At 49.3% G+C, this 21,805-nt stretch carries 19 protein-coding genes; 12 read left to right on the forward strand and 7 right to left on the reverse strand.

All coding sequences use genetic code 11. The features are described from left to right. The first annotated feature begins 70 nt into the window (after positions 1–70). Entirely contained in the window at positions 71–1,360 is a 1,290-nt protein-coding gene (gene tyrS / locus AC0YN3_RS28635) for a tyrosine--tRNA ligase (protein WP_475778321.1), read from the forward strand. A gap of 57 nt (positions 1,361–1,417) precedes the next feature. Here the strand turns inward: tyrS and AC0YN3_RS28640 are convergent, their stop codons facing one another. The 4 genes from AC0YN3_RS28640 to AC0YN3_RS28655 all read right to left on the reverse strand — a co-directional run bounded on the left by AC0YN3_RS28640 (position 1,418) and on the right by AC0YN3_RS28655 (position 5,438). Next, on the reverse strand, positions 1,418–2,614 hold the full coding sequence (locus AC0YN3_RS28640) for an MFS transporter (RefSeq protein ID WP_475778322.1): 1,197 nt from the start codon (positions 2,612–2,614) through the stop codon (positions 1,418–1,420). Positions 2,615–2,686: 72 nt separating this feature from the next. After that, positions 2,687–2,968: an ArsR/SmtB family transcription factor gene (locus AC0YN3_RS28645; protein WP_183565423.1), complete on the reverse strand. Its 282-nt coding sequence runs from the start codon at positions 2,966–2,968 to the stop codon at positions 2,687–2,689. Between the two features lie 149 nt (positions 2,969–3,117). Beyond that, positions 3,118–4,095, reverse strand: coding sequence for a phosphotransferase (locus AC0YN3_RS28650; protein WP_475778323.1), 978 nt, complete (start codon positions 4,093–4,095; stop codon positions 3,118–3,120). Between the two features lie 260 nt (positions 4,096–4,355). After that, positions 4,356–5,438, reverse strand: a complete 1,083-nt coding sequence (locus AC0YN3_RS28655; RefSeq protein WP_475778324.1) for a branched-chain amino acid aminotransferase — start codon at positions 5,436–5,438, stop codon at positions 4,356–4,358. 119 nt (positions 5,439–5,557) lie between these two features. Here AC0YN3_RS28655 and AC0YN3_RS28660 point away from each other — a divergent pair, with 119 nt between their 5' ends. The 3 genes from AC0YN3_RS28660 (at position 5,558) to AC0YN3_RS28670 (ending at position 9,303) form a co-directional block, all read left to right on the forward strand. After that, positions 5,558–6,466, forward strand: coding sequence for a LysR family transcriptional regulator (locus AC0YN3_RS28660; RefSeq protein ID WP_475778325.1), 909 nt, complete (start codon positions 5,558–5,560; stop codon positions 6,464–6,466). 2 nt (positions 6,467–6,468) lie between these two features. Further along, positions 6,469–7,833 (forward strand): UTP--glucose-1-phosphate uridylyltransferase, encoded by a 1,365-nt coding sequence (locus AC0YN3_RS28665; RefSeq protein ID WP_475778326.1) that lies wholly within the window; start codon positions 6,469–6,471, stop codon positions 7,831–7,833. 144 nt (positions 7,834–7,977) lie between these two features. After that, the gene (locus tag AC0YN3_RS28670; protein ID WP_475778327.1) at positions 7,978–9,303 is read left to right on the forward strand and encodes a serine hydrolase domain-containing protein; all 1,326 of its coding nucleotides are present in this window, start codon (positions 7,978–7,980) and stop codon (positions 9,301–9,303) included. 22 nt (positions 9,304–9,325) lie between these two features. Here the strand turns inward: AC0YN3_RS28670 and AC0YN3_RS28675 are convergent, their stop codons facing one another. Continuing rightward, positions 9,326–9,565, reverse strand: a complete 240-nt coding sequence (locus AC0YN3_RS28675; protein WP_475778328.1) for a hypothetical protein — start codon at positions 9,563–9,565, stop codon at positions 9,326–9,328. A 104-nt stretch (positions 9,566–9,669) separates the two neighbouring features. On the opposite strand from AC0YN3_RS28675, the gene AC0YN3_RS28680 reads away from it, so the two are divergent. The 5 genes from AC0YN3_RS28680 (at position 9,670) to rnhA (ending at position 15,261) form a co-directional block, all read left to right on the forward strand. Next, positions 9,670–10,764, forward strand: a complete 1,095-nt coding sequence (locus tag AC0YN3_RS28680) for a GerAB/ArcD/ProY family transporter (RefSeq protein ID WP_475778329.1) — start codon at positions 9,670–9,672, stop codon at positions 10,762–10,764. Positions 10,765–10,769: 5 nt separating this feature from the next. Further along, positions 10,770–12,206, forward strand: a complete 1,437-nt coding sequence (locus AC0YN3_RS28685) for a spore germination protein (protein ID WP_475778330.1) — start codon at positions 10,770–10,772, stop codon at positions 12,204–12,206. Then, positions 12,203–13,345: a Ger(x)C family spore germination protein gene (locus AC0YN3_RS28690; protein WP_475778331.1), complete on the forward strand. Its 1,143-nt coding sequence runs from the start codon at positions 12,203–12,205 to the stop codon at positions 13,343–13,345. Before AC0YN3_RS28685 ends, AC0YN3_RS28690 begins: the two co-directional genes overlap by 4 nt. Positions 13,346–13,603: 258 nt before the next feature. Next, positions 13,604–14,356, forward strand: coding sequence for a methylenetetrahydrofolate reductase (locus AC0YN3_RS28695; protein WP_475778332.1), 753 nt, complete (start codon positions 13,604–13,606; stop codon positions 14,354–14,356). 248 nt (positions 14,357–14,604) lie between these two features. Continuing rightward, positions 14,605–15,261 carry a ribonuclease H gene (gene rnhA, locus AC0YN3_RS28700; protein WP_475778333.1) on the forward strand — a complete coding sequence of 219 codons (657 nt, stop codon included), beginning with the start codon at positions 14,605–14,607 and terminating at the stop codon, positions 15,259–15,261. 51 nt (positions 15,262–15,312) lie between these two features. On the opposite strand, the gene AC0YN3_RS28705 is transcribed toward rnhA, so the two are convergent. After that, positions 15,313–16,179 (reverse strand): helix-turn-helix domain-containing protein, encoded by an 867-nt coding sequence (locus tag AC0YN3_RS28705; RefSeq protein ID WP_475778334.1) that lies wholly within the window; start codon positions 16,177–16,179, stop codon positions 15,313–15,315. A 142-nt stretch (positions 16,180–16,321) separates the two neighbouring features. Here AC0YN3_RS28705 and AC0YN3_RS28710 point away from each other — a divergent pair, with 142 nt between their 5' ends. From AC0YN3_RS28710 to AC0YN3_RS28720, 3 genes are read left to right on the forward strand one after another with little or no spacing between them, the layout of a single operon-like run. Continuing rightward, entirely contained in the window at positions 16,322–17,380 is a 1,059-nt protein-coding gene (locus AC0YN3_RS28710) for a Gfo/Idh/MocA family protein (protein WP_475778335.1), read from the forward strand. After that, positions 17,377–18,234: a sugar phosphate isomerase/epimerase family protein gene (locus tag AC0YN3_RS28715; RefSeq protein WP_475778336.1), complete on the forward strand. Its 858-nt coding sequence runs from the start codon at positions 17,377–17,379 to the stop codon at positions 18,232–18,234. Before AC0YN3_RS28710 ends, AC0YN3_RS28715 begins: the two co-directional genes overlap by 4 nt. Positions 18,235–18,253: 19 nt before the next feature. Further along, positions 18,254–19,144, forward strand: coding sequence for a sugar phosphate isomerase/epimerase family protein (locus AC0YN3_RS28720; protein ID WP_475778337.1), 891 nt, complete (start codon positions 18,254–18,256; stop codon positions 19,142–19,144). A 1,279-nt stretch (positions 19,145–20,423) separates the two neighbouring features. On the opposite strand, the gene AC0YN3_RS28725 is transcribed toward AC0YN3_RS28720, so the two are convergent. Beyond that, complete coding sequence (locus tag AC0YN3_RS28725; protein ID WP_475778338.1) at positions 20,424–21,791, reverse strand: LLM class flavin-dependent oxidoreductase; 1,368 nt, start codon at positions 21,789–21,791, stop codon at positions 20,424–20,426. Between the last annotated feature and the right edge of the window lie 14 nt (positions 21,792–21,805).

Genomic DNA, 21,805 nt, shown 5'->3' on the forward strand with positions numbered 1-21,805 from the left:
GCGAGCGGCGATCCTATGGCCTTATTGGGGCTTGGCGCTAGCTGGATGAAACCATAGAGGAGAGAGCTGTATGACAAACGAAACAGCAATAGTTAATCAAGACGATCTTTTGGCGGATCTGGAGTACAGGGGATTGGTACAGCAATTCACGAACCGCGAGGAATTACATAAAAAGCTGACAAGCGAGCGCGTCGTGCTGTATTGCGGCTTTGACCCGACGGCGGACAGCCTGCACATCGGAAGCCTGCTTCCGATTCTATGCTTGCGGCGCTTCCAGCAGGCGGGCCATATTCCGCTCGCGCTTGTAGGCGGCGGGACCGGTCTGATCGGTGATCCGAGCGGACGCTCTTCGGAGCGGTCGCTTAACACGTCGGATACGGTAGCGCAGTGGACGGAAAGTTTGAAGCGCCAGCTTTCGCGTTTCCTAAACTTCGATGCTGCGGACAATGCAGCCAAGCTGGTGAGCAACTACGACTGGATTGCGCCGCTCGACGTGATCACCTTTCTGCGGGACGTTGGCAAAAACTTTACGGTAAACTACATGCTCGCCAAGGATTCCGTTGATTCCCGGCTGTCATCTGGCATTTCCTTCACCGAGTTCAGCTATATGATTCTGCAAGCCTACGACTTCCACAAGCTTCATCAGGAGCATGGCTGCGCCTTGCAAATCGGCGGCAGCGATCAATGGGGCAACATCACTGCCGGGCTCGACCTAATTGGCAAAATGGGCGGCGGAGATGCTTACGGCATGACGATGCCGCTTGTAACCAAAAGCGACGGTAAAAAGTTCGGCAAATCTGAATCCGGCGCGATTTGGCTGGACCGCTCCAAAACGTCGGCCTACCAGTTTTATCAATTTTGGATAAACACCGAGGATAACGATACGATTAAGTTTTTGAAATATTTCACGTTCCTCTCGCGAGCGGAAATCGAGGCATTAGAGCAGGAGCTCGAGGCTCATCCGGAAAAACGGGTGGCGCAGCGCGAGCTCGCGCGCGAGATTACTCGCCTTGTACACGGACAGGAAGCGCTGGACAGCGCGGAGAAAATTACGCAGGCTTTCTTCTCAGGGGATGTTAATCAGCTGAGCGAAGCGGAATTGATCGAAGCGCTGCAGGATATGCCTACGACAGTCATAAACGGCCGGGACGAGCTTCCGCTTATGGATCTGCTGATTGAATCCGGAGCAGCGCCATCTCGCCGCCAAGCGAAGCAGGACATTACGAGCGGTTCGATATCGATTAACGGAGCCAAGCAGAATGATGCCGAAGCCGTAATTGGCACAGGGGACAAGCTGCATAGCAAATACGTCGTGCTTCGGCGCGGCAAAAAAAATTACTTCTTTGTTCGCTTTGAGTAAGGGAAAGACAAACAAGCAGGCCGCCCTAGATGGGCGGCCTGCTTGTTTGTAGACGCATTACTTGGCTGGAGCAGCTACTGTGCGCTCCGTTTCTTTGCGGCGGGAGCGGGAGTGGGAGACTCCGAAAAATGTGGCTGCCGTTGCAGCGGCAAGTATGACGCCAGTCGCTCCGATCCAGGTAATCGAGGTGAGCGATGCTTGCTCGACGATTACGCCGCCAAGACCCGCGCCTGCTGCCATGCCCAGCTGGAGAACAGAGCTGTTCAGGCTAAGCATGATGCCTGATGCTTCCGGAGCGAGTGACATTAGGTGATACTGCTGCGTTGGGCCGGATGACCAAGCGGTGAATGCCCATAGCATAAGCAGCGGGAAGACGACAGCCGGCGATTGCCCGGCAAACGAGAGAAGAATGAGCGCAACGGTATGGAATAGCATACCGCTGACGAGCGTTCGCGGAGCCCCCCATTTGTCCGTACTGAATCCGCCGATTTTGGAGCCGATGAGGCTCGCGATGCCGAATGCGAATAATCCGATGCTGACGCCTTGCTCGCTAAGCTTGGTGACGGTTAGTAAAAAGGGTGAGATGTACGTATATACGATGGAGTAACCGCCGATCCATAGAAAGGTTACGGTTAAGGCGATAGCGATTTTCGGCTGCTTCAGCAAGGACAGCTGTTTGCGAATCGGAACGGGTGCTTCGCCGTCGGATTGGGGAATGGAAGTGACGATAATCAGCATCGCCAAAAGTCCAAGCAAGCCGATTACTCCGAAGATGAGCTTCCAATCGTAAACGGAAGCGGCCAGTCTGCCGAGCGGAACGCCAATGATTAAAGCGGTGCTGAAGCCCATCACGAGCGTCGCAATCGCACTGCCTTGCTTGCCTGCGGGTGCCAGCTTGGATGCGACGGTTAACGCGGTGACGACAAAGACACCTGTGCTGAGCGCCAATACGATCCGGGATACGATCAGGAAAGTAAAGCCAGGCAGCATAACGGCAATTAAGTTGCCGACAGCGAATACGCCAAGCGAGTAGAGAAGCAGGCTGCGCCGTTCCATGCGTGCGGTAACCGCCATGAGGATCGGGGTACCGAATGCATAGGCGAGCGAGAATACGGTAATTAATTGGCCAGCCGCCGAAACCGATACGCCAACATCGGCGGCAACCTTATCTAGAATGCCGGCGATAATGAATTCAGAGGTTCCAACCAGAAAGCTGATAATAGCCAGCATGTAAATTTTCCAAGCGTTAGACATACAGATGTTGCTCCTTTCTCCACTCCAATAATTTTATATTTCTAAATATATAGAAATAGTAAACAAAAAAAATTACTCCAACAAATAAGGCGCGTACTTCTTCGCCAATTCGCGGTTCACGCTGTAGTAGATATACGTTCCGTCCTTGCGGAGATTAAGCAGTCCGCATTCCGTCAACTGCTTCAAGTGGTGAGAAAGAGTGGAGCCGGCTACGGATTCAAGCTTGGAGCCGATATCGGAGCAGCACAAATTTCTCTCTTCTGTGAGCAGCAGAGCGATTTTGAGACGAGTAGGCTCGCCAAGCGCTTTATAGACTTTAACGGCTTCGCGTACGTTCGCATGATCTTCTGACATGGCGGCTTCACCTTTTTCTACGGTTGTTATTTCTATATGCGTAGAAATAAGATAGCATACCTTTTTTATAAAGTAAACAGGCGATTCAAAAAGGAAAGAGGGATGGAGCAAATAGGGTTAGGGGTTAGCTACAATTTGCTCCGTTAAGATTAAAGCTGATGCTTTTCCACCCATGCATACAAAAACCTTAGCTTTCCATCAAAATATCCATCGTCCTGCCATGCACCCCAAACCGGGCTTCGGCCGGTATGCAAGCCCATCAGCCATATCTGCCTAACGGCGACAAAAACGGGAATCATGGCGAGGTCCTGCTCGCTCATAGGCCTTTCCTCCAAATAGCTCTTTAAAAAGGCATCCCAGCACTCATCGTCGTAGCTGCCGTCCTGCCTGCCATGCACGCGATCCCATAGAAAAACAGACAAGTCATAGGAACGCCAGCCCATCCCGCAGCAATCAAAGTCAAAATGGGTGAGGCTGCCGTCATCGCCATGAAACACATTCCATCCATGAAGATCGCCGTGACAGATTCCCCAGTCATAGGACGTAATCGAGGCGCCTTCGAGGTTTGACTTCAGTCGCTTGGCAATTTCTTGCACGAGCTTCACGTCAGAGGGGCGATGATGCAGGAAAGGCAGCAGAAGCCGCAGCGGCTCGTGCAGCAAATGATCGGCATCGAGTGCGAAGCGCTCATGGGTCGGTACGTACTGATCCATGGCCAAATGCAGCTGCGCGACGGCACGGCCGTAGGAGCTGCTTGTTTCTAAGTCAACTTTCCCAATCCCTTCGGCAAAAGTGAAAAGCGCGGCATAACGGACGCCTTCCGGCGCGTTCAGCTTGGACAGCAGTTCTCCGTCTTTTCGAAGCAGCGGACGGGACACGGGCATATCCCAACTTGCCAGGAAGGAAAGCAGCTCCAGCTCGAACCGGACGTCGGCTTCGCTGCGCCAAGCATGCTTGTAGATGCGCAGAATAAATGTACCGGCGGTTGCCTGAACCTCGTAGGTATCGTTCAAGCCGTTCAGGATAAAGCGGCTGCGCAGCGGTGTCCCGATATCATACCTGGCGGCTATCGCCTGGAAGAGCTCTTCTTTCTGAAAAACCGTATGCACAGCCGTAATGTTCAGCATGTCTAATCATCCCTTATCTGATTCAATACGTTTATCCTACCGGAAAAGCAGGACTAAAGGGATGGAATAAATGGATATAATTATTCTTTACTGAAATGCTTATGGCTACCAGATGAAAGGGATGCTCTATTTGTTATGCCGGATCCTTATGGGAAGAGCTGCGACCAGTTAGCGGAATGAAGCGGATTTATTGTTTCGGAAATAAGCAAAGCCAGCAGCGCTTGCTGCTGGCTTTGCTTATCTGTTCCGCGTGTGTGGGGTTATACGCTTACCGGCGTCGCTTCAACCATCCAGCCGAGCGGGTCTTCCAGCTTGCCCATTTGGATACCGGTCAGCGTATCGTATAGCTTTTTGGAAAGCTCGCCTGTCTGTCCGTCGTTAATGATTAGGACGTCATCCTGCCAGTTCAGCTCTCCGATTGGAGAAATAACGGCCGCTGTTCCCGTGCCGAAGGCTTCTTCAAGCTCGCCGTTCCGGCTTGCTTCATAGAGCTCCTCAATCGTAATCGGACGTTCAATGACTTCGATGTTCCAATGACGGAGCAGCTGAATAATTGAATTTCGGGTGACTCCGTCCAAAATACTGCCGTTCAGCTCTGGCGTGTGAACGACGCCCTTCAGCTTGAAAAACACGTTCATGCTGCCGACTTCCTCGATGTATTTGCGGTGTACGCCGTCGAGCCAGAGGACCTGGGAATATCCTTTTTCTTTGGCGATCTCCTGCGCCTTCAAGCCAGCGGCATAGTTGCCGGCCGTCTTCGCTTCGCCGACGCCGCCTTTAACGGAGCGGACGTATTCGGACTCAACGAAGATTTTGACAGGGTTTACGCCTTCCGTATAGTAAGCGCCTACCGGCGACATGATGATGATAAATTGATAATGCGTCGATGGAGCTACGCCAAGCTGCGGCTGTGTCGCAATAATGAATGGACGGATGTACAGCGATGTGCTTGGTGCTGTCGGAATCCAGTCCTTATCGACGGAGATAAGCTGCTTCAAGGCTTCAATGACGATGTCTACATTCAGCTCAGGTACGCTGAGGCGCTCGTTGGAGCGGTTCATTCTTTGTATGTTTTTATGAGGCCTGAACAAAAGTACGCGGCCGTCATCCGTTTTATACGCTTTCAAGCCCTCAAATATCGTTTGTCCATAATGGAACACCTTTGCCGCAGGGTCTAGCACGATCGGTTGATAAGGCTGGATGCGGGGCTTATGCCAGCCGTTGTCCGTCGAATAATCCATAATAAACATATGATCCGTGAAATGATTGCCGAATCCTAGCTGGTCTGCTGCTGGCTGCTGTTTCTTATTGCTCGTTAACTCGATTTCCAATGATTGAAGCAAGTGGCCCATCTCCCTTTAATGATCGTTAATTGAATGCTAACACTACATGCGATATATTTAAAATATCTATTTTATTGAAGGTCCATACCTTTTGGGTATAGATGAACGGAGTGATTGATATGGACATGCGTCAGTTGAAATACTTCTTAACTATAGCACAAGAAGGACAGGTTACGCGCGCTGCCAAGCTGCTTAATATGGAGCAGCCTCCGCTGAGCCGCCAGCTTAAGCTAATGGAAGAGGAGCTTGGAATCAGACTGTTCGAGCGTAACGGCAAGGGTCTCATCCTTACCGAAGCGGGGGCGTTGCTTAAACAGAAGGCGGAATCACTGCTGCTGCAGTTCGACGAATCGCTGCGCGAGGTGAAGGGACTCGACGAAGGAATCAGCGGAGTGCTGTCTATCGGGTCTGTCGTTTCGTGTATTTCTTTGCTGCCGAAGCGGATCGAGCTGTTTAGGGAAAAGTATCCCCAGGTCACGTTCAAAATATCGGAGGGCGATCACTTTTACTTAGGCGATAAGCTTGAGAAAAGGGCGATTGACCTCATCGTCGCAAGGCTGCCGTTTGAAGCGCAGAAGCACCCGCAGCAGTATTCGGTTCTGACTTTACCGTCAGATCCGTTCGTGGCCGTTATTCCAAGCTCATGGTCGGCGTATGAGGGAAAGGAGTCCTTGTGCATGAAGGAGCTCGCGCAGTTTCCGTTTCTTACGCTGAAGACGGACCGGACGACGCGCATGCATGAGCAAGTGGTCAATGAATGCAAGCGGCACGGCTTCGAGCCTAATATTATATGCGAATGCTCCAGCGTTGCAATTATTATGTCGCTTATCGCAGGGGGGATTGGAGCGACCGTATTTCCGAAATCGGTCATGTCCTCGTTTCCGAGCACCGTTGTCAAAATGCTCGCAATAGAGGATGCTGATTTTCAATCTGACGTCGGGATCCTTTGGCTGAAGGATCATTATCTGCCGCAGCGTGCGCAGCAATTTATTGAAAGCTTCCGTATGGCGTCATATGAGGGGGGATAGGTGTGGGACTTAACATGGAACAAGTGAGATCATGGCTGGTGGCAAATAATCAAGAGCATGTTCTCGACCGACTGGAGCGATTAAAGGGACCTGCGAAGGACAAGCTTGCCGCCCAACTAGGGAATATTGATTTTGATGCATTGTGTCGAGCCATTAATGGCCCTGCAGGCTTAAGCGAAACGCTAAATGGCCGAATGGAGCCGATTCCCTATGTGAATGAAACGGATATCGGGGAAAAGGAACGGCAGGCTCTTGTCGAGCTTGGCTGGTCGCTCCTGCGCTTGGGCAAAGTCGGTGCTGTCGTTGTGGCGGGTGGGCTAGGAAGCCGATTAGGCCATGAAGGTCCCAAGGGTACGCTGGATATCGGGCTCCCTTCGGGGAAATCATTGTTCCAGCTGCAAGCCGAGCGGCTTCTTAATCTGTCTATTCGGGCAGGAAAAACCATTCCTTGGTATATTATGACAAGCCCGGAGAATCACGCGGATACGGCAATGTTTTTTCATGACGCAGACTGCTTTGGCTATCCGCCCGAAGATGTTTTTTTCTTTCAGCAGCAAACCATGCCGGTGCTGGATCACAATTGGAAGCTGCTTTTTGCAGCAGAAGATGAGCTTTTGCTTGCGCCAAGCGGCCATGGAGAGTGCTTTGCTTCTTTAGGTAAAGCGGGAGCCATCGGCGATATGAAGCAAAGGGGCTTGGAATGGGTGTTCTATTACAACGTGGATAATGCGCTGATTAAGGCTGCGGATCCCGCTTTTATTGGATTGGCTGCTTCAATATCCAACCCTATTGCGACCAAGGTGATCGAGAAGACGGATCCCGATGAGAAAATCGGAATTGTATGCTTGAAGAACGGCCGCCCCGCCGTAGTGGAATACAGCGAGATTCAAGATGACGTAAAACGTTTGAGAGATCAGGCTGGGCGATTATTTTATAATCTCGGGCATATATCCATTCATCTATTCAAGCTGGACTTTATTGAACGGCATGCTGATGCGCGCCTCGATTATCATATGGCTTCTAAAAAAATGGCATACAAAGGAGCGAACGGAAGCTTGGTTAAGCCATCTGAACCGAATGCGTATAAGCTTGAACGGTTTATATTCGATCTTTTCCCCCTGGCATCCGGACTGACGGTGCTCAAAACCAAGCGCGAAGAGGAATTCGCGCCGGTCAAAAATAAGGCGGGTGAGGACAGCCCGCAAAGCGCGCGTCGCCTCGTACTGGATCTGCATAGGAGCTGGCTTAAGGCTGCGGGAATTGCGGCAGAGGAGCTGAATGATCACGAGGTCGAAATTTCGCCTTTGCAATCCTATTCAGGCGAAGGACTACATGAATACAAGGCTAGTGACCGTGCGTCACAATAATCATGAAGCGGAGACAGCGAAAGCTGTCTTTTTTTTGCTAAAAGGAGAGGGAAATGTTTACAATGGGAACATATGTTTGCTAAAATGAAGGAGGAAATGGTTGCAGGTCAATCATTCATTACAAGTGGGAATGGAGATGGTTAGATGTATGCTGCGGGCTTGATTTCCAGTGATCTCTTGCATAAGCAATTGGACGAGCATTGCCGCTTGCTGGCACATTCCGGTTACTTGAACGGCAGCGTATTGGTCGCTTCGGAAGGGCGTATTCTGCTTAGCAAGGGATATGGCATGGCTAACTTTGAGCATGATATTCCGAACACGCCTCAAACCAAATACAGAATTGGATCGCTTACCAAGCAATTTACGGCGATGGCAATCATCATGATGGATGAACTAAAGCAGTTGAGTGTGCATGACCCCATCTCCCAATATATCCCTGGCTATCCAAACGGCGAGCAAATAACGATTCATCATTTACTGACACATACGGCAGGCATCCCGAACTTCACAAGCTTTGCAAACTATGGAGCTTTAATGAGGCTGCATTCTACCACTAAAGATACGATCTCGCGGTTTTCGGCACATCCACTGCAATTCGATCCCGGTACCCAGTTTAATTACAGCAATTCCGGTTATGTGATCCTCAGCTATCTTATCGAGCAAATGTCGGGTCGCTCTTATGAGGACTATATTCATCATGTCTTGTTGAAGCCGCTGGGCATGATGCATTCCGGTAATGACAACGCAAGGCAAATGCTGAAGAATCGTGCCTCAGGCTATGAGATATGGGGCGGCATCGTTCATGCGGAGTTTATGGATATGTCCATTCCATCCGGTGCCGGAGGGATGTACTCCACCGTAGAGGATCTTTATTTATGGGGGCTTGCGCTGCATGCGCAGCGACAGATCAGTGAGCAGTCTTATGAACGCATGATAACTCCATATCATGGGGATTATGGATATGGCTTGTTCATACAGGAAGAAGAGCGGAGTGGCATAAGCAGGAAAATAATTGGTCACAGCGGCAGCGTCAACGGATTTATTTCGGAGATGAACCATTATAAGTACGAGGATTTGACCGTGATCGTATTATCGAATTTGTCAACGACGCCGGCATCAGAAGTAGCGGGCCAACTCGCACGAATAGTACTAGGCGACGAAGTAAAAGCCCCGGTCGTGCAAGCTCCTGTAAAGATCGCCGGAATCCGTCGCAACGCGTTGTTGGGAAGCTACGCTTCGGAGAGCGCTGGGGAGCCATCCTTTTACATATCGCTTGAGAAGGAGAAGCTTTACCTCACGCAGGAAGGATGCTTTAAATACGAGATCTGTCCTTATTACGAAGCTCAGGACGAGGTATTTTTTTTCCTAGTAGGGCTAGAAGGAAAGGTTACTTATTCATCGGTAGGAGAGGAAGTTATACTGAATCTCGAGCTATTCGGAGTAGCGAAGCGGGTGACTAAGACTGGTTAAGCGGCAGAGAGCTTCGTATATTTTAAGGTTTAGGGTCTTGTTTAGCATTAGCGGCAGGCTGATCGACAGGGGTATTGGCAGGCTTCATGCGATCCGCAACAAATAAAACAAGCAGCACCGGAAATAAAGTAATGACGTTTACGATCAGAAAGCCCCAGTTCTCTAACGCAATTCTACGGTACCAATAATAGTTAGAGAAAAACCAAAATACAATTAAGAACCAAATGGCCGAGAAAGCAAAGGAGACGATATATTTTTTCATTTTCCTACCTCCATGTTTATTATGCCTAAGTTGCTAGTCCGCTATGCCATGCATAGTTTACCAATTGCGGCGCATACTGAAGGCATCGATAAGGGAGGTTCGATATGGGACAGCGTATCCAAATCAGCAATTTCCAAATGATGTCGCTCATCGTTATTGCTACGATAGGAACCTCTAGTTTGTATGCACCTGCTACATTGGCTCATTATGCGGAACGTAACTCATGGTATTTGGTGCTAGTGGGTGGAATGGTCGGTTTTTTTAATCTATTTGTGTTTTTGAAGCTGAATCAGCTTTATCCCGGACAAAATCTAATCGGCATATCCAAAAAAGTATTAGGTCCTTGGCTAGGAGGATTATTTTCCTTTTTATTTATTTTTTATTTCTTAGACGTTACGACATGGGTGCTCTGCGAATTTTCGCAATTTTTTATTATTGCTTTGAATCCGATCATTCCGCAGCTATGGTACTTAATTGCGGGTGTCATTATGTGTGCATATGCCGTATATCACGGCCTAGAGGTATTTGCTCGCGTATCGGAGCTTATATTCATCGTCACGATCATCACGTTTCTTGCTATCTACGTGCTTCTGATTAATCAATATCATCCGGAATATTTACTTCCTATCCTCGAGGATGGTTTATTGGAGCCGCTGAAAGGGTTGATGCTTTCTATGTCTTGGTTCGGCGACTTAATGTTTGTGTCCATGATCGTGCAGCATGTTCGCCGAACCAAAAGCACCGCTTCTTATGCCTATGGTGCCATGGGCATTACGCTCTTGCTGATGCTGTTGTCGGTGCTATCTTGCACCATGCTGTTCGGAGGACAAACGACGGCAACCTTTACTTACCCAAGCATCAGCCTTATTCAGAACATCCGGGTTTTTCGTAATATCGAACGGTTCGATGCTGCACTGGTCGTTGTATGGGTACTCAGCTGCTTCACCAAAATAACGGTGTATTTCTGGTCAGCCCACCGTGGTTTAACCGATTTTCTTCGGCTCAAGCAGCCTCGTTTGTTCATTATTCCGCTTGCTGTCGGCTTCGTTGTCTGCGCTCGCTTCAAAGTCTGGGGGTTGGTCGAATTGGCTGCTTTCTATGACAAGCAGGCTTGGTATTTTATCTCGTTCCAGCTTTTGCTCCCATGCTTGCTCTTGTGCATAGCGCTTATAAAAACAAAAATGACAAAAAGCGGGTGAACGCCTTGGATGATCAAAAAACTTTGCTCACAAGCGACGCATCTGAGAACAAGCGCTTACTGCTGGAGAGGATGCAAGCAACGGATGATTTAATCATGGTGCATTCTGCCATTGAGGAGAACCAATCCGTGACGGTGTGTTACATAGCAGGAATGACGGACACGCGGAAGCTGGATAAGCTGCTTCATTTGTATAAGCAGGATAAGCAGCTTCTGCCAGCTTTCCAACTAGATGCAAATGTGTATACGATCGAGGAAGCTGCGGACGCTCTCGCTGCAGGCATGTCGGTGCTGTTATTCGATGGGCGAGGTTACGGGCAGGTCATCGATACGATGGATGTACAGCTGCGAAGCGTAGAGGAGCCGGCAAGCGAGGCTACCGTTAAAGGCCCGAGAAGCGGATTCACGGAATCTTTGCAGAACAATCTTGCTCTCGTCCGCTATCATCTGGCATCGCCGGACTTAAAGGCTGAATTTCGCAAGGTCGGACATTTAACGAAGACTAATCTTATCATCCTATCTCTCGGCGGAATTACCAACCCTGAAATTCTGCGGGAGGTGCACCAAAGAATCGATGAGATACCGGCAGCGGCTATATTAGAGAGCGATTATATTGAAGAATGGATCACGGATAACCGAGGGACGATATTTCCTTTGATCGAATCTACCGAAAGGCCGGATCGAGTGATCGGTGCACTGCTGGACGGCAGAATCGCCATCCTCGTGCAGGGTACGCCGTTTGCGCTGATTTTGCCTTTCGTATTTCTGCAGGCGTTCCAAGTCAGCGAAGATTATGCTTGGAATTACTATATCGGATCGATCATGAGGTTAATTCGTTTATTCAGCGGTGTGATTGGTATGCTGCTGCCGGCCTTTTACGTAGCGACGGTTACATTTCATCATGAATTGGTACCGACGACGCTTTTGCAAAGCATCGCATCAGCGAAGGAGCCTGTCCCGTTCCCCGCTGTAGTAGAGAGCTTTATGATGATGATCGCGTTTGAGATTATGCGCGAAGCAGGCATACGAATGCCTAAGCAGGTTGGACAAGCCGTTAGCATCGTTGGAGCGCTGATTCTTGGGCAAGCGGCTGTAGAAGCAGGGATCGTATCGCCTATTATGGTCATCGTGGCAGCTTTAACCGGCATTTGTACGTTTACGCTGCCGCCAACAGCCATTAACTATGTGATTCGGATATTGCAGTTCGGCATGACGCTGCTTGGTTCGCTGCTCGGCTACGTGGGCATCATGGTTGGCATTATTATGCTGCTGACGTATCTTGCTTCGCTGCGCTCCTTCGGAATTCCGTACTTAGGTCCTCTTGCTCCGTTTCGCTTAGATGAATTGACGGATGTAGTCGTTCGTCGCCCGCATTCCCAGAACAAGCTAAGACCCAGCCTTTTTCGCGCGATTCAGCGAAATAGGTTCCGGAGTAAGCCATGAGCCGCGTAAGTAGAGCGATGACAGCTGCCATGTTGATCGGACTTTGCTTTATCGCCGCAGGCTGCAAGGGAAGCATGGAACTTAACGAAATCCATATCGTTCATTCTGTCGCCATTGACAAGGGGAAAAACGGAGCTGTAAGGGTGACTGCAGAGATTGCAAAGCTGACGACCGGCAGCCAGCAGCCGAAAGGCATGCAGGAAAATACCTTCTACTTGACTTCCGAGGGAAGCAGCCTTTTCGAAGCTGCACGGCTTATGAGAGCGAAGTCCGATCGCACGCTATTGTGGGGACATACGACGGCTATTATTTTTAGCGCGGATCTAGCCAGGGATGGCATCGATGAGCAAATTGACGATATTCGAAGGTTAAGGCAGTTTCGTAATTCAACGCTAATTTATGTCATGGAAGGCAAAGCCTATGAAGCATTAAGAGTATCGATGCCCAACGTGTCCATATCATCGCAGGCGCTGAGAGGACTGTCTGAGGGGGGAGAAAGCACGGCGCTTACAAAGCAAGCCTCATTGATTAATGTATATGAGGATATCATTAACCACTATAAGGATATGACGATCCCGTCCATTGAGATCGTCAAGGACCAGGTAGATCATAAGATTCAATTGCTTCAGACGAAGGGGCTTTTTGCATTCAAAGGAGATCGCCTCATTGGGTTTATGCGCGGACAGGAAACGAAGGGTTATCTTCGAGTATCTAACCGCATAAACGGATCCGTAGAAGAAATCTCCTGCGGCTCACAGAAGATGGCCACCTTCGAGAGTATCCACAACCGGACGAAAATAAAGCCGAATGTCGGCCAGCAGCAGCTCCCTAATATACAGATTGATATTTTCACCGATCTAAACCTGACGAGCGTGCAATGCGACAATATTAAGATCAATCCCGAAACCATTGCGAATTGGGAGCAGGCATTAAACGGTCATATCGCCAAGGAAGTAGAGCGTTATATTCAATTCTCGCAAAAACATAAAGTCGATTTGTTGGGCATCGGGGAGATGATACATCGCAAGCATCCCGCTGTTTGGCGCGAGCTGAAAAAGGAGTGGCCAGAAAAATATGCGGAGGCAGCTTTCTCTGTAAAAGTGCATGCCAGAATCAATAATACAAACTTCACTATGTAAAGGCTGGTGTCTACTGATGGGACGCCAGCCTTGCTGTTTTTATAAGGGCCGACTGTAAAATTGGTGATGCATGGTTAATGTAGCTAATAATGAGCTAACTAAGAGAGCGAAGTAAATATAAAAAATAATGATAGCTTACTTTTAATATCCTTATTGGTAATTTGAATTAAAATTCGATAATATGAATTATTATACAATACTTTCATGATGGCTTTTTTATGCGGCTTTTATTATATTCGTAAGCAAGGAGTTCATGCAGTGAGAATTTCATTAGAGTTGGTACCGAGAGATTCAGAAGGCTTGAAAGCGGAGCTTCAATTCATAAAAACAGAGTTTCCGGCAATTAATACGATTAATATCCCGGATTTGACGAGGTTTGACCTTAGAAGCTGGGAGGCGTCGCGTTTATCGAAATCGTATTACAGGGATTGTATCCCGCATATTAGAGCGATGGACTTTGACGCAGGACGGCCTTTTGATTTAATCGAATACTTGGATGAGCATCACATTAACGAGGTGCTGATCGTTACGGGGGACGAGCCGCAAAACAGCGCCAAGCAAAAATATCCGACGACCTGCATCGATATGGTAACGAAGCTAAAGCGGGAGCATCCGCATTTGAAAATATATTCGGCGATCGATCCTTATCGGAGCAGCATTCGGCAGGAATACGAATATGTGCAGCAAAAGCTCGATGCAGGCGTAGACGGATTTTTCACGCAGCCCTTTTTTGATCTGCGGCTTATGGAGCTTTACGCGGACATGTTGGAAGGAACGGATATCTTCTGGGGCGTGTCTCCTGTCGTATCCGAGACGTCGAAGCGATATTGGGAGAAACGAAATCAAGTCGTATTCCCTAAGGATTTCGAGCCGACCTTGGATTGGAATATCGCTTTTTCGAAGGCGGCGCTGTCCTACACGCAGGAGACGAACAGCAGCCTTTATTTCATGCCGATCAAAGTGGATCTACAAGCCTATTTCAACGGCATATTCAGTAAGGTACTCGTTTAAAACGCATAGGTACCGAGAACATTATCAGGCAGCCGCCTCGCAGCGGTTGCCTGAATTTATTTGATGGCGCGCCTAGATCACATGTGCTGTCCAACTATGATAAAATTCATAAAGGTATTTCAATGCCGAATAGAGAAGTCTGTTGGAGTTGGGACTGCCGATTTGAAAGTACGCGGTGTTTAAACATAATGAAATCGGCAGTGCTTTAAATCTAACGGGGCTGCTCCTATAAAGGTGGTATACGCAAGATGGCAAAAGGAAAATTTTATGTCGTATGGGTTGGCAAAAAAACAGGCGTGTTCACAACTTGGGCGGAATGCCAAGCGCATGTCAGCGGTGTGAAGGATGCAAAATTCAAATCCTATGAATCCAAGCTGGCCGCGGACACAGCCTTCAAGGATGGCTGGCAAAAGCATTGGGGAAGCGGAAAGGCTGCTGCGCCGACACAGTCCGGAAGCGGCGTGAAGCAGACGGTGATGCTGGAAGCCGCTGCTGCATCTATCGATTACGATAGCATATCGGTAGACGTAGGGACGCGGGGAAACCCCGGACCCGTTGAGTATAAAGGCGTGGACACGCAGACTGGCGATATTTTGTTCTACGTTGGTCCGATTCAGAACGGGACGAACAATCTAGGCGAGTTCATTGCTATCGTTCATGCGCTAAGGTATTTGAAGGAGAAGGGCAGCAAACAGACCGTCTATACGGACTCGAGAACAGCGCTGAGCTGGCTTCGCAACAAGAAGGTAGCTTCAACTTTGAAGCGTGATGCGTCTACCGCGAAAATCTGGGAGCTGACGGATGATGCCGTGAGGTGGATTCAGACTAATACGTATCCGAATCAGGTAGTGAAATGGAATACGGAGGAGTGGGGAGAGATCAAAGCGGATTTCGGGCGGAAATAGCCTCATCGCCGCAGCGATTCAGTGACTGAGCAATATGCAGATTTATGAAAATTAGTTTCCCCGAAGCGAGGACGGGGAAACTTTTTTGTGTTTTTTGAAAGTGCGGCTGAAGTAGTAGATATCATTGAACCCGGTTGCTACGGCAATCTCGGATACGGTGAGCGGGCTATGGCGCAGCAAATAGTCGGCCTGGCCTAGGCGAGTGGTTGTAATATATTCCGTTACCGTATGGCCGCTAAGCTCTTTGAATAATCGGCTGAAATGGTAGCGGCTCAAATTAGCCATTGCTGCAAGCATGTCTACGGACAGCTCCTCTTTATAGTGCTGCTCGATATGCTGGAATACCGGCGCGAAGCGCTCGATGTTTTTCATGCGCTCGGCATATTCGTCCTGCGTGAGCACGGTGGCGACATGGCCGCGAAGGAGTAGGGTCAGCAATCGGTACAATTCCGACTTGATCGCCAGCTCATAGCCGAACTCGCGGTGCTCCAGTTCATTCACGATGGCAAGCATGCAGGAGGATATCTTGCTGTCGTCCCCGATGTAATTTTGCAGCAGCAGCCTGTTTTGAATAATCGGTGTGATAAACTTCGTTTCGGCGGCGTCTACCGACTGGCTGTGCAGCAATGAAATGTCGGCGATCAGCGCATAGTAATACAAATCTGGCGATAAGCTTACTCCATAATGGAGCTCATTGCTGTTAACGACGATTAGATCGCCTGCGGATGCCTTCATCGTAGTAGATCCGCATTCAATAGAAGCTTCTCCGGAAACGATATAGAGAAACTCAAGATGCTCGTGGAAGTGATGTGGGAAAATGACTACGCCTTGCTCTTTAAAGGCGGTGCGATGCAGTTTAATCGGGAAATGGGGATCTGGCATGTCCATTGGCTCACGCAGCGCTTCGAATTTCTCCATTCTCCTCCTCCTCCTTGCTTCTGATAGCACAATTGTACAAACAAACCGCACAGCTTTACATGGAGTTGCACGCTGAAACCATTATAATACGAAAGTATAGACACGCAAAACCTACGAAACGATATTAAAGGAGAGATTAGCAATGCAACCGATACAAATCGCGGTTATTGGAACAGGCTCTATCTCATCACTTCATCTAGATGCTTATAAGAAAAATGCAAATGCCAACCTTTATGCAGTATGCGATTTAAATGAGGAAAGAGCCCGGGCTGCTGCCGAGAAATACGGTGCCGAGAAGGTATATACCGATTATCGCGAGCTTTTGGCAGATCCAGCCATAGATGCGGTGAGCATCTGTACGTGGAATAATACCCATGCGGAGATCAGTATTGCAGCACTTGAGGCTGGCAAACATGTGCTGGTCGAAAAACCGCTATGCAAAACGGTTGAGGATGCGCTTAACGTACAGGAGGCCGTAGAAAAATCAGGCAAGCTGCTGCAGGTCGGTTTTGTACGCCGCTATGACACGAACGCGCAGCTGCTGCGCGCGATGGCAGATCGCGGAGAGTTCGGAGAGATTTATTTTGCCAAAGCATCTACGCTTAGAAGACTCGGCAACCCGGGCGGCTGGTTCTCGGACATCGAGCGCTCGGGCGGCGGACCGCTTATCGATATCGGCGTTCATGTCATTGATCTATGCTGGTACATGATGGGGCGGCCGCGTCCGGTATCCGTCAGCGCGAATACGTACCATAAGCTCGGCAACCGCTCGAATGTGAAAAATTTAAGCTTCTACCAAGCGGCGGATTACGATGCGGAGAAAAATACGGTTGAGGATTTGGCTAATGCGCTTATTCGTTTCGAGAATGGCGCATCGCTGCTAGTTGACGTAAGCTTTACGCTGCATGCAAAGTCGAATGAGACGTCCGTAAAGCTTTATGGTGAAAAAGGCGGGTTCGAAATCGATCCGGAAACCGTTATCGTAACGGAGCAGAACGACACGATTCTGAATATCTATCCGCAAACGGACAGCAAGGGGTTTGAGTTCAATAGCGCTTTTCAGAACGAAATCAATCACTTTATAGATTGCGTAACAACGGGCAAGCAGCCGATTAGCCCAGTAGAAGACGGTGTGGAAATTATGAAAATATTGATTGGTATTTATGAGTCGGCCGCGAAAGGGGCGGAAGTGCGTCTATGAAACTAGGAATTAGTACGTATAGTTTATACGGTGCTCTCCAAAGCGGAGAAATGACGATTCAGGACGTTATCGTCTTTATTGCGTCAATTGGCGGCGAGCATGCCGAGATTGTGCCTCTGGGCTTTAATCTAACCGATAGTCCCGAGCTGATAGAAGCAATCAAGAAGCAGGCAAAGGAAAGCGGCATTGAGCTTTCGAACTACGCGGTAGGAGCGAATTTCTCAGGTCTCGACGATGAGCAATTCGAACTGGAAATTGCCCGTTTGAAGCGCGAAGTCGATATAGCGGCGGCGCTAGGCGTGAAAAAAATGCGCCATGACGTAGCCTCGTCATCAAACTTGTCCATATCCAACTTCTTGACGGAGCTGCCAAAACTTGCGAAAGCCTGTCAGATCATCGCGGATTACGCGGCTCCGCTAGGCATTACGACCAGCGTAGAGAACCACGGCTTTTACATTCAAGACAGTGACCGCGTTCAAGCGCTTATTGAAATAGTGGATCGCCCGAATTTTAGGACGACGCTTGATGTCGGCAACTTCTTATGCGTGGATGAGAACCCCTATGCAGCGGTATTGAATAATATCGGACTTGCATCGATGGTGCACGTTAAGGATTTCTACTATCGTCCAGCTACGGAAAACCCTGGCGAGGGCTGGTTCAAATCGAAGAGCGGCAATTGGCTGCGCGGCGCAATTGTAGGACACGGCGATATTGCGATCCCTCAGGTACTCAGCCTCGTGAAGGATAGCGGCTATGATGATTTTATTTCCATTGAATTTGAAGGACTAGAAGATTGCCGCCTGGGAACGAGACTCGGGTTTGAATTCGTAAAACGAGTATGGAACGAACTATAATCGGAGGAGCGATGAGGAAATGACTTTGCCTATTATTACGAATAAGATTGGTGTCATCGTGGACAGTTTTCAGCTTGGCGTGAAGGAAGGCTTGCTGAGAGCGAAGCAGGTTGGCGCAGACGGCGTGCAGATGTATGCGGTGAATGGTGAACTGGATCCAGCAAATCTCTCGACTGCGGCGCGCAAGGAATGGAAATCTTATATTGGCGGCCTTGGGCTGGATATTTCGGCATTGGTTGGCGATTTGGGCGGACATGGCTTTCAGGATCCTGCCCAGAACGAAGCGAAGATCGACAAGTCCAAACGGATCATGGAGCTGGGCATGGAGCTTGGAACAAACATCATTACGACTCATATCGGAATCGTGCCAAGCGACAAAAATAGTCGTGTATACGAATCGATGCATGTGGCTTGCGAAGAGCTGGCACGTTTCGCGAACGATATGAATGCTTATTTCGCAATCGAAACAGGACCGGAAACCGCCGAGCATTTGAAGGCATTTCTGGACGGGCTCGGTACAAAAGGCGTGGCCGTAAACTTCGACCCGGCTAATATGGTCATGGTAACAGGTGATGATCCGGTTCAAGGCGTGTATACGCTGAAGGATTATATCGTTCATACGCATGCAAAGGATGGCGTAAAGCTTGGTCATGTCGACCCGCGCGACGTGTATGGCGATTTCGGCTATGAGGTGACGCTCGACCACGACCAGATCGCGGTTATGGCTGAATCAGGCTCGGCGTTTCGCGAGGTTCCGCTCGGTGATGGCGGCGTAGATTGGCCAGCATACCTGCGAGCGCTGCAGGAAATCGGCTACGGCGGATATTTGACGATCGAACGCGAGGTTGGCACGAACCCAGAGGCGGATATAATCAAAGCCGTTCAGTTTTTGAAAGGCTTCCGCGCATAAACAACGCATAGAACAGAGAACCCCCTACTCTTCCGGCGGAAGGTTAGGGGGTTCTCTGTTGCGCAGCACTTCAAACACTCTAGAACAAGACGATTGGCTATATGGCAGCCGGGGAACTTACAAGTGTTTCTTGATATTTGGAGTAGTTTGAGTAACTCCGTTTGGCCTGAGCACTAGTGGAAGCTACGCTGCAGAAAGTGCAATAGAAACCTTATACGTGTCTTTATCTGAGGAGCTACGTTGCACAAAGTACAACGAAAACCGGAATTGCCGCTGAAACAAACTAGTATCTGCTGATTTCATTGCAGAAACTGCAATGTAGAGTGGTTGTTGGCGTGTTAAATGGTGATCCTATTGCAGAAACTGCAACGTAGGGCGGATGTTGCTGGGAGTTCGAGTTACCTACAACGTAATGCAGACGTTACTAGAGTCAGTTACCTCATATGGTCTGCATCAACGTGAAAGCAACGCAGTAGAAACGCAGTAGAAACACAGCAAAAACGCAGCAAAAACACAGAAAGATCACAACATAGCTCAGACATTACTAGGTTTTCGGAGTAACTCCGATTGGTAGGAGCAATCGTGGAAGCTACGCTGCAGAAAGTGCAATAGAAACCTCATAGTGACGCCATTTGAAAGACTACGTTGCACAAAATGCAACGAAAATCGGAATTCTCGAAGAAACTAACTAGAATCTGCTGATTTCATTGCAGAAACTGCAATGTAGAGTGGGTGTTGGCGTGTTAAATGGTGATTCTATTGCAGAAACTGCAACGTAGGGCGGATGTTACTGGGAGTTCGAGTTACCTACAACGTAATGCAGACGTTACTGGGGCGAGTTGCCTCATATGGTCTGCATCAACGTGGAAGCAACGCAGTAGAAACGCAGCAGAAACGCAGCAAAAACACAGAAAGATCACAACATAGCTCAGACATTACTAGGTTTTCGGAGTAACTCCGATTGGTAGGAGCAATCGTGAAAGTTGCGCTGCAGAAAGTGCAATAGAAACCTCACACGTGTCTTTATCTGAGGAGCTATGTTGCACAAAGTACAACGAAAACCGGAAATGCCGCTGAAACAAACTAGAATTTGCTGATTTCATTGCAGAAACTGCTATGTAGAGTGAGTTTAGCGATCTAAATGGTCATTCTACTGCAGAATCTGCAACGTAAGGCAGATGTTACTGGAAGTTCGAGTCACCTAGGTGCCTAGGTGTTGGCGATTACATGGTCATTCTACTGCAGAATCTGCAACGCAGAGCAAATCATTCCGCAAGCGCTACAAGCTTGCCGCAGCTTGCGAAGCTGCCTCAGGCGCATTCGCAATCGAGTGCGGGTTGGCCGGGCGCGCCAGCCCAAAATGCTCGCGAAGCGTATGTCCGCTGTATTCCCTTCTGAATAAACCGCGCCGCTGCAGCTCTGGAATAACCTGCGCCGCGAACTCCTCAAGGCCAGCCGGCAGGTAAGGCGGCATGACGTTAAAGCCATCGCTGGCGCCGTTCACGAACCATTCTTCCAGCTGATCGGCAATTTGGAGAGCCGTTCCCGCGAAGGTCCGATGCCCGCGTCCGCCGGCAAGGCGGTGCAGCAGCTGGCGGATCGTCAGGTCTTCGCGGGTCGCCAAATCAACGACTAATTGGAAGCGGCTTTTATTGCCGTTAATGTCTTCAAGACGCGGCAGCTCGGGGAGCTTCCCATCAAGCGGATAGGTGAACAAGTCGACGTTCAGCATATGGGATAACTGGGTTAGTCCGTAATCAATAACCGTAAGCTCGTTTAATTCCTGCTCTTTTTCCTTAGCTTCCGACTCTGTATGGCCGATAATCGGGCAGATACCAGGAAGAATGAGCAGTTGATCCGCCGTACGGCCATAATGGGCTAACCGCGATTTCACATCGGAATAAAAGAGCTGCGCGTCTTGAAGCGTCTGTTGCGCAGTAAAGATCGCCTCCGCGTATTGCGCCGCAAACTCCTTGCCGTCCTCGGAGGATCCGGCTTGCACGAGTACGGGGTAGCCTTGCGGTGATCGCGGAATATTAAGGGGGCCGCGCACCTTGAAGGAATCGCCGACATGATCGATGCTGCGCACTTTGCGGTGGTCGGCGAACGTTCCGGAATCGCGGTCGATGATAAGCGCATCATCCTCCCAGCTGTTCCATAATCCTGTTGTTACCTGAAGAAATTCGTTTGCACGCTCGTAGCGTTTGCCGTGAGCCAGATGCGTGTCTTTGCTAAAATTGTTCGCTTCCACCGAACTACCGGAGGTGACGATGTTCCAGCCAGCTCTTCCCTTGCTGATATGGTCAAGCGAAGCGAACTTGCGAGCGACGTGGAACGGTTCGTTGTACGTGGTGGATACGGTGCCGATTAAGCCGATTCGCTGTGTGACAGAAGCAAGCGCGGACAGCAGGGTGAAGGGCTCTAGTCCGATGAAAGCCCCATGTTTGATATTGTTGTTGATCGCTAACCCGTCAGCTAGGAACAAGGAATCGAATTTCGCGGCTTCTGCCGTTCTAGCCAGTCTTGTGAAATATTCAATATCCGTAATGTTTTGGGGCTCCGTTCCTTGATGGCGCCATGCGGCCTCGTGATGTCCCGCGTTCATAATAAACAAATTCAAATGCAGCTGCCTGTTCGATTGACTCATATCGATCGCACCCT

The sequence above is a fragment of the Paenibacillus sp. J22R232 genome, assembly GCF_056269165.1.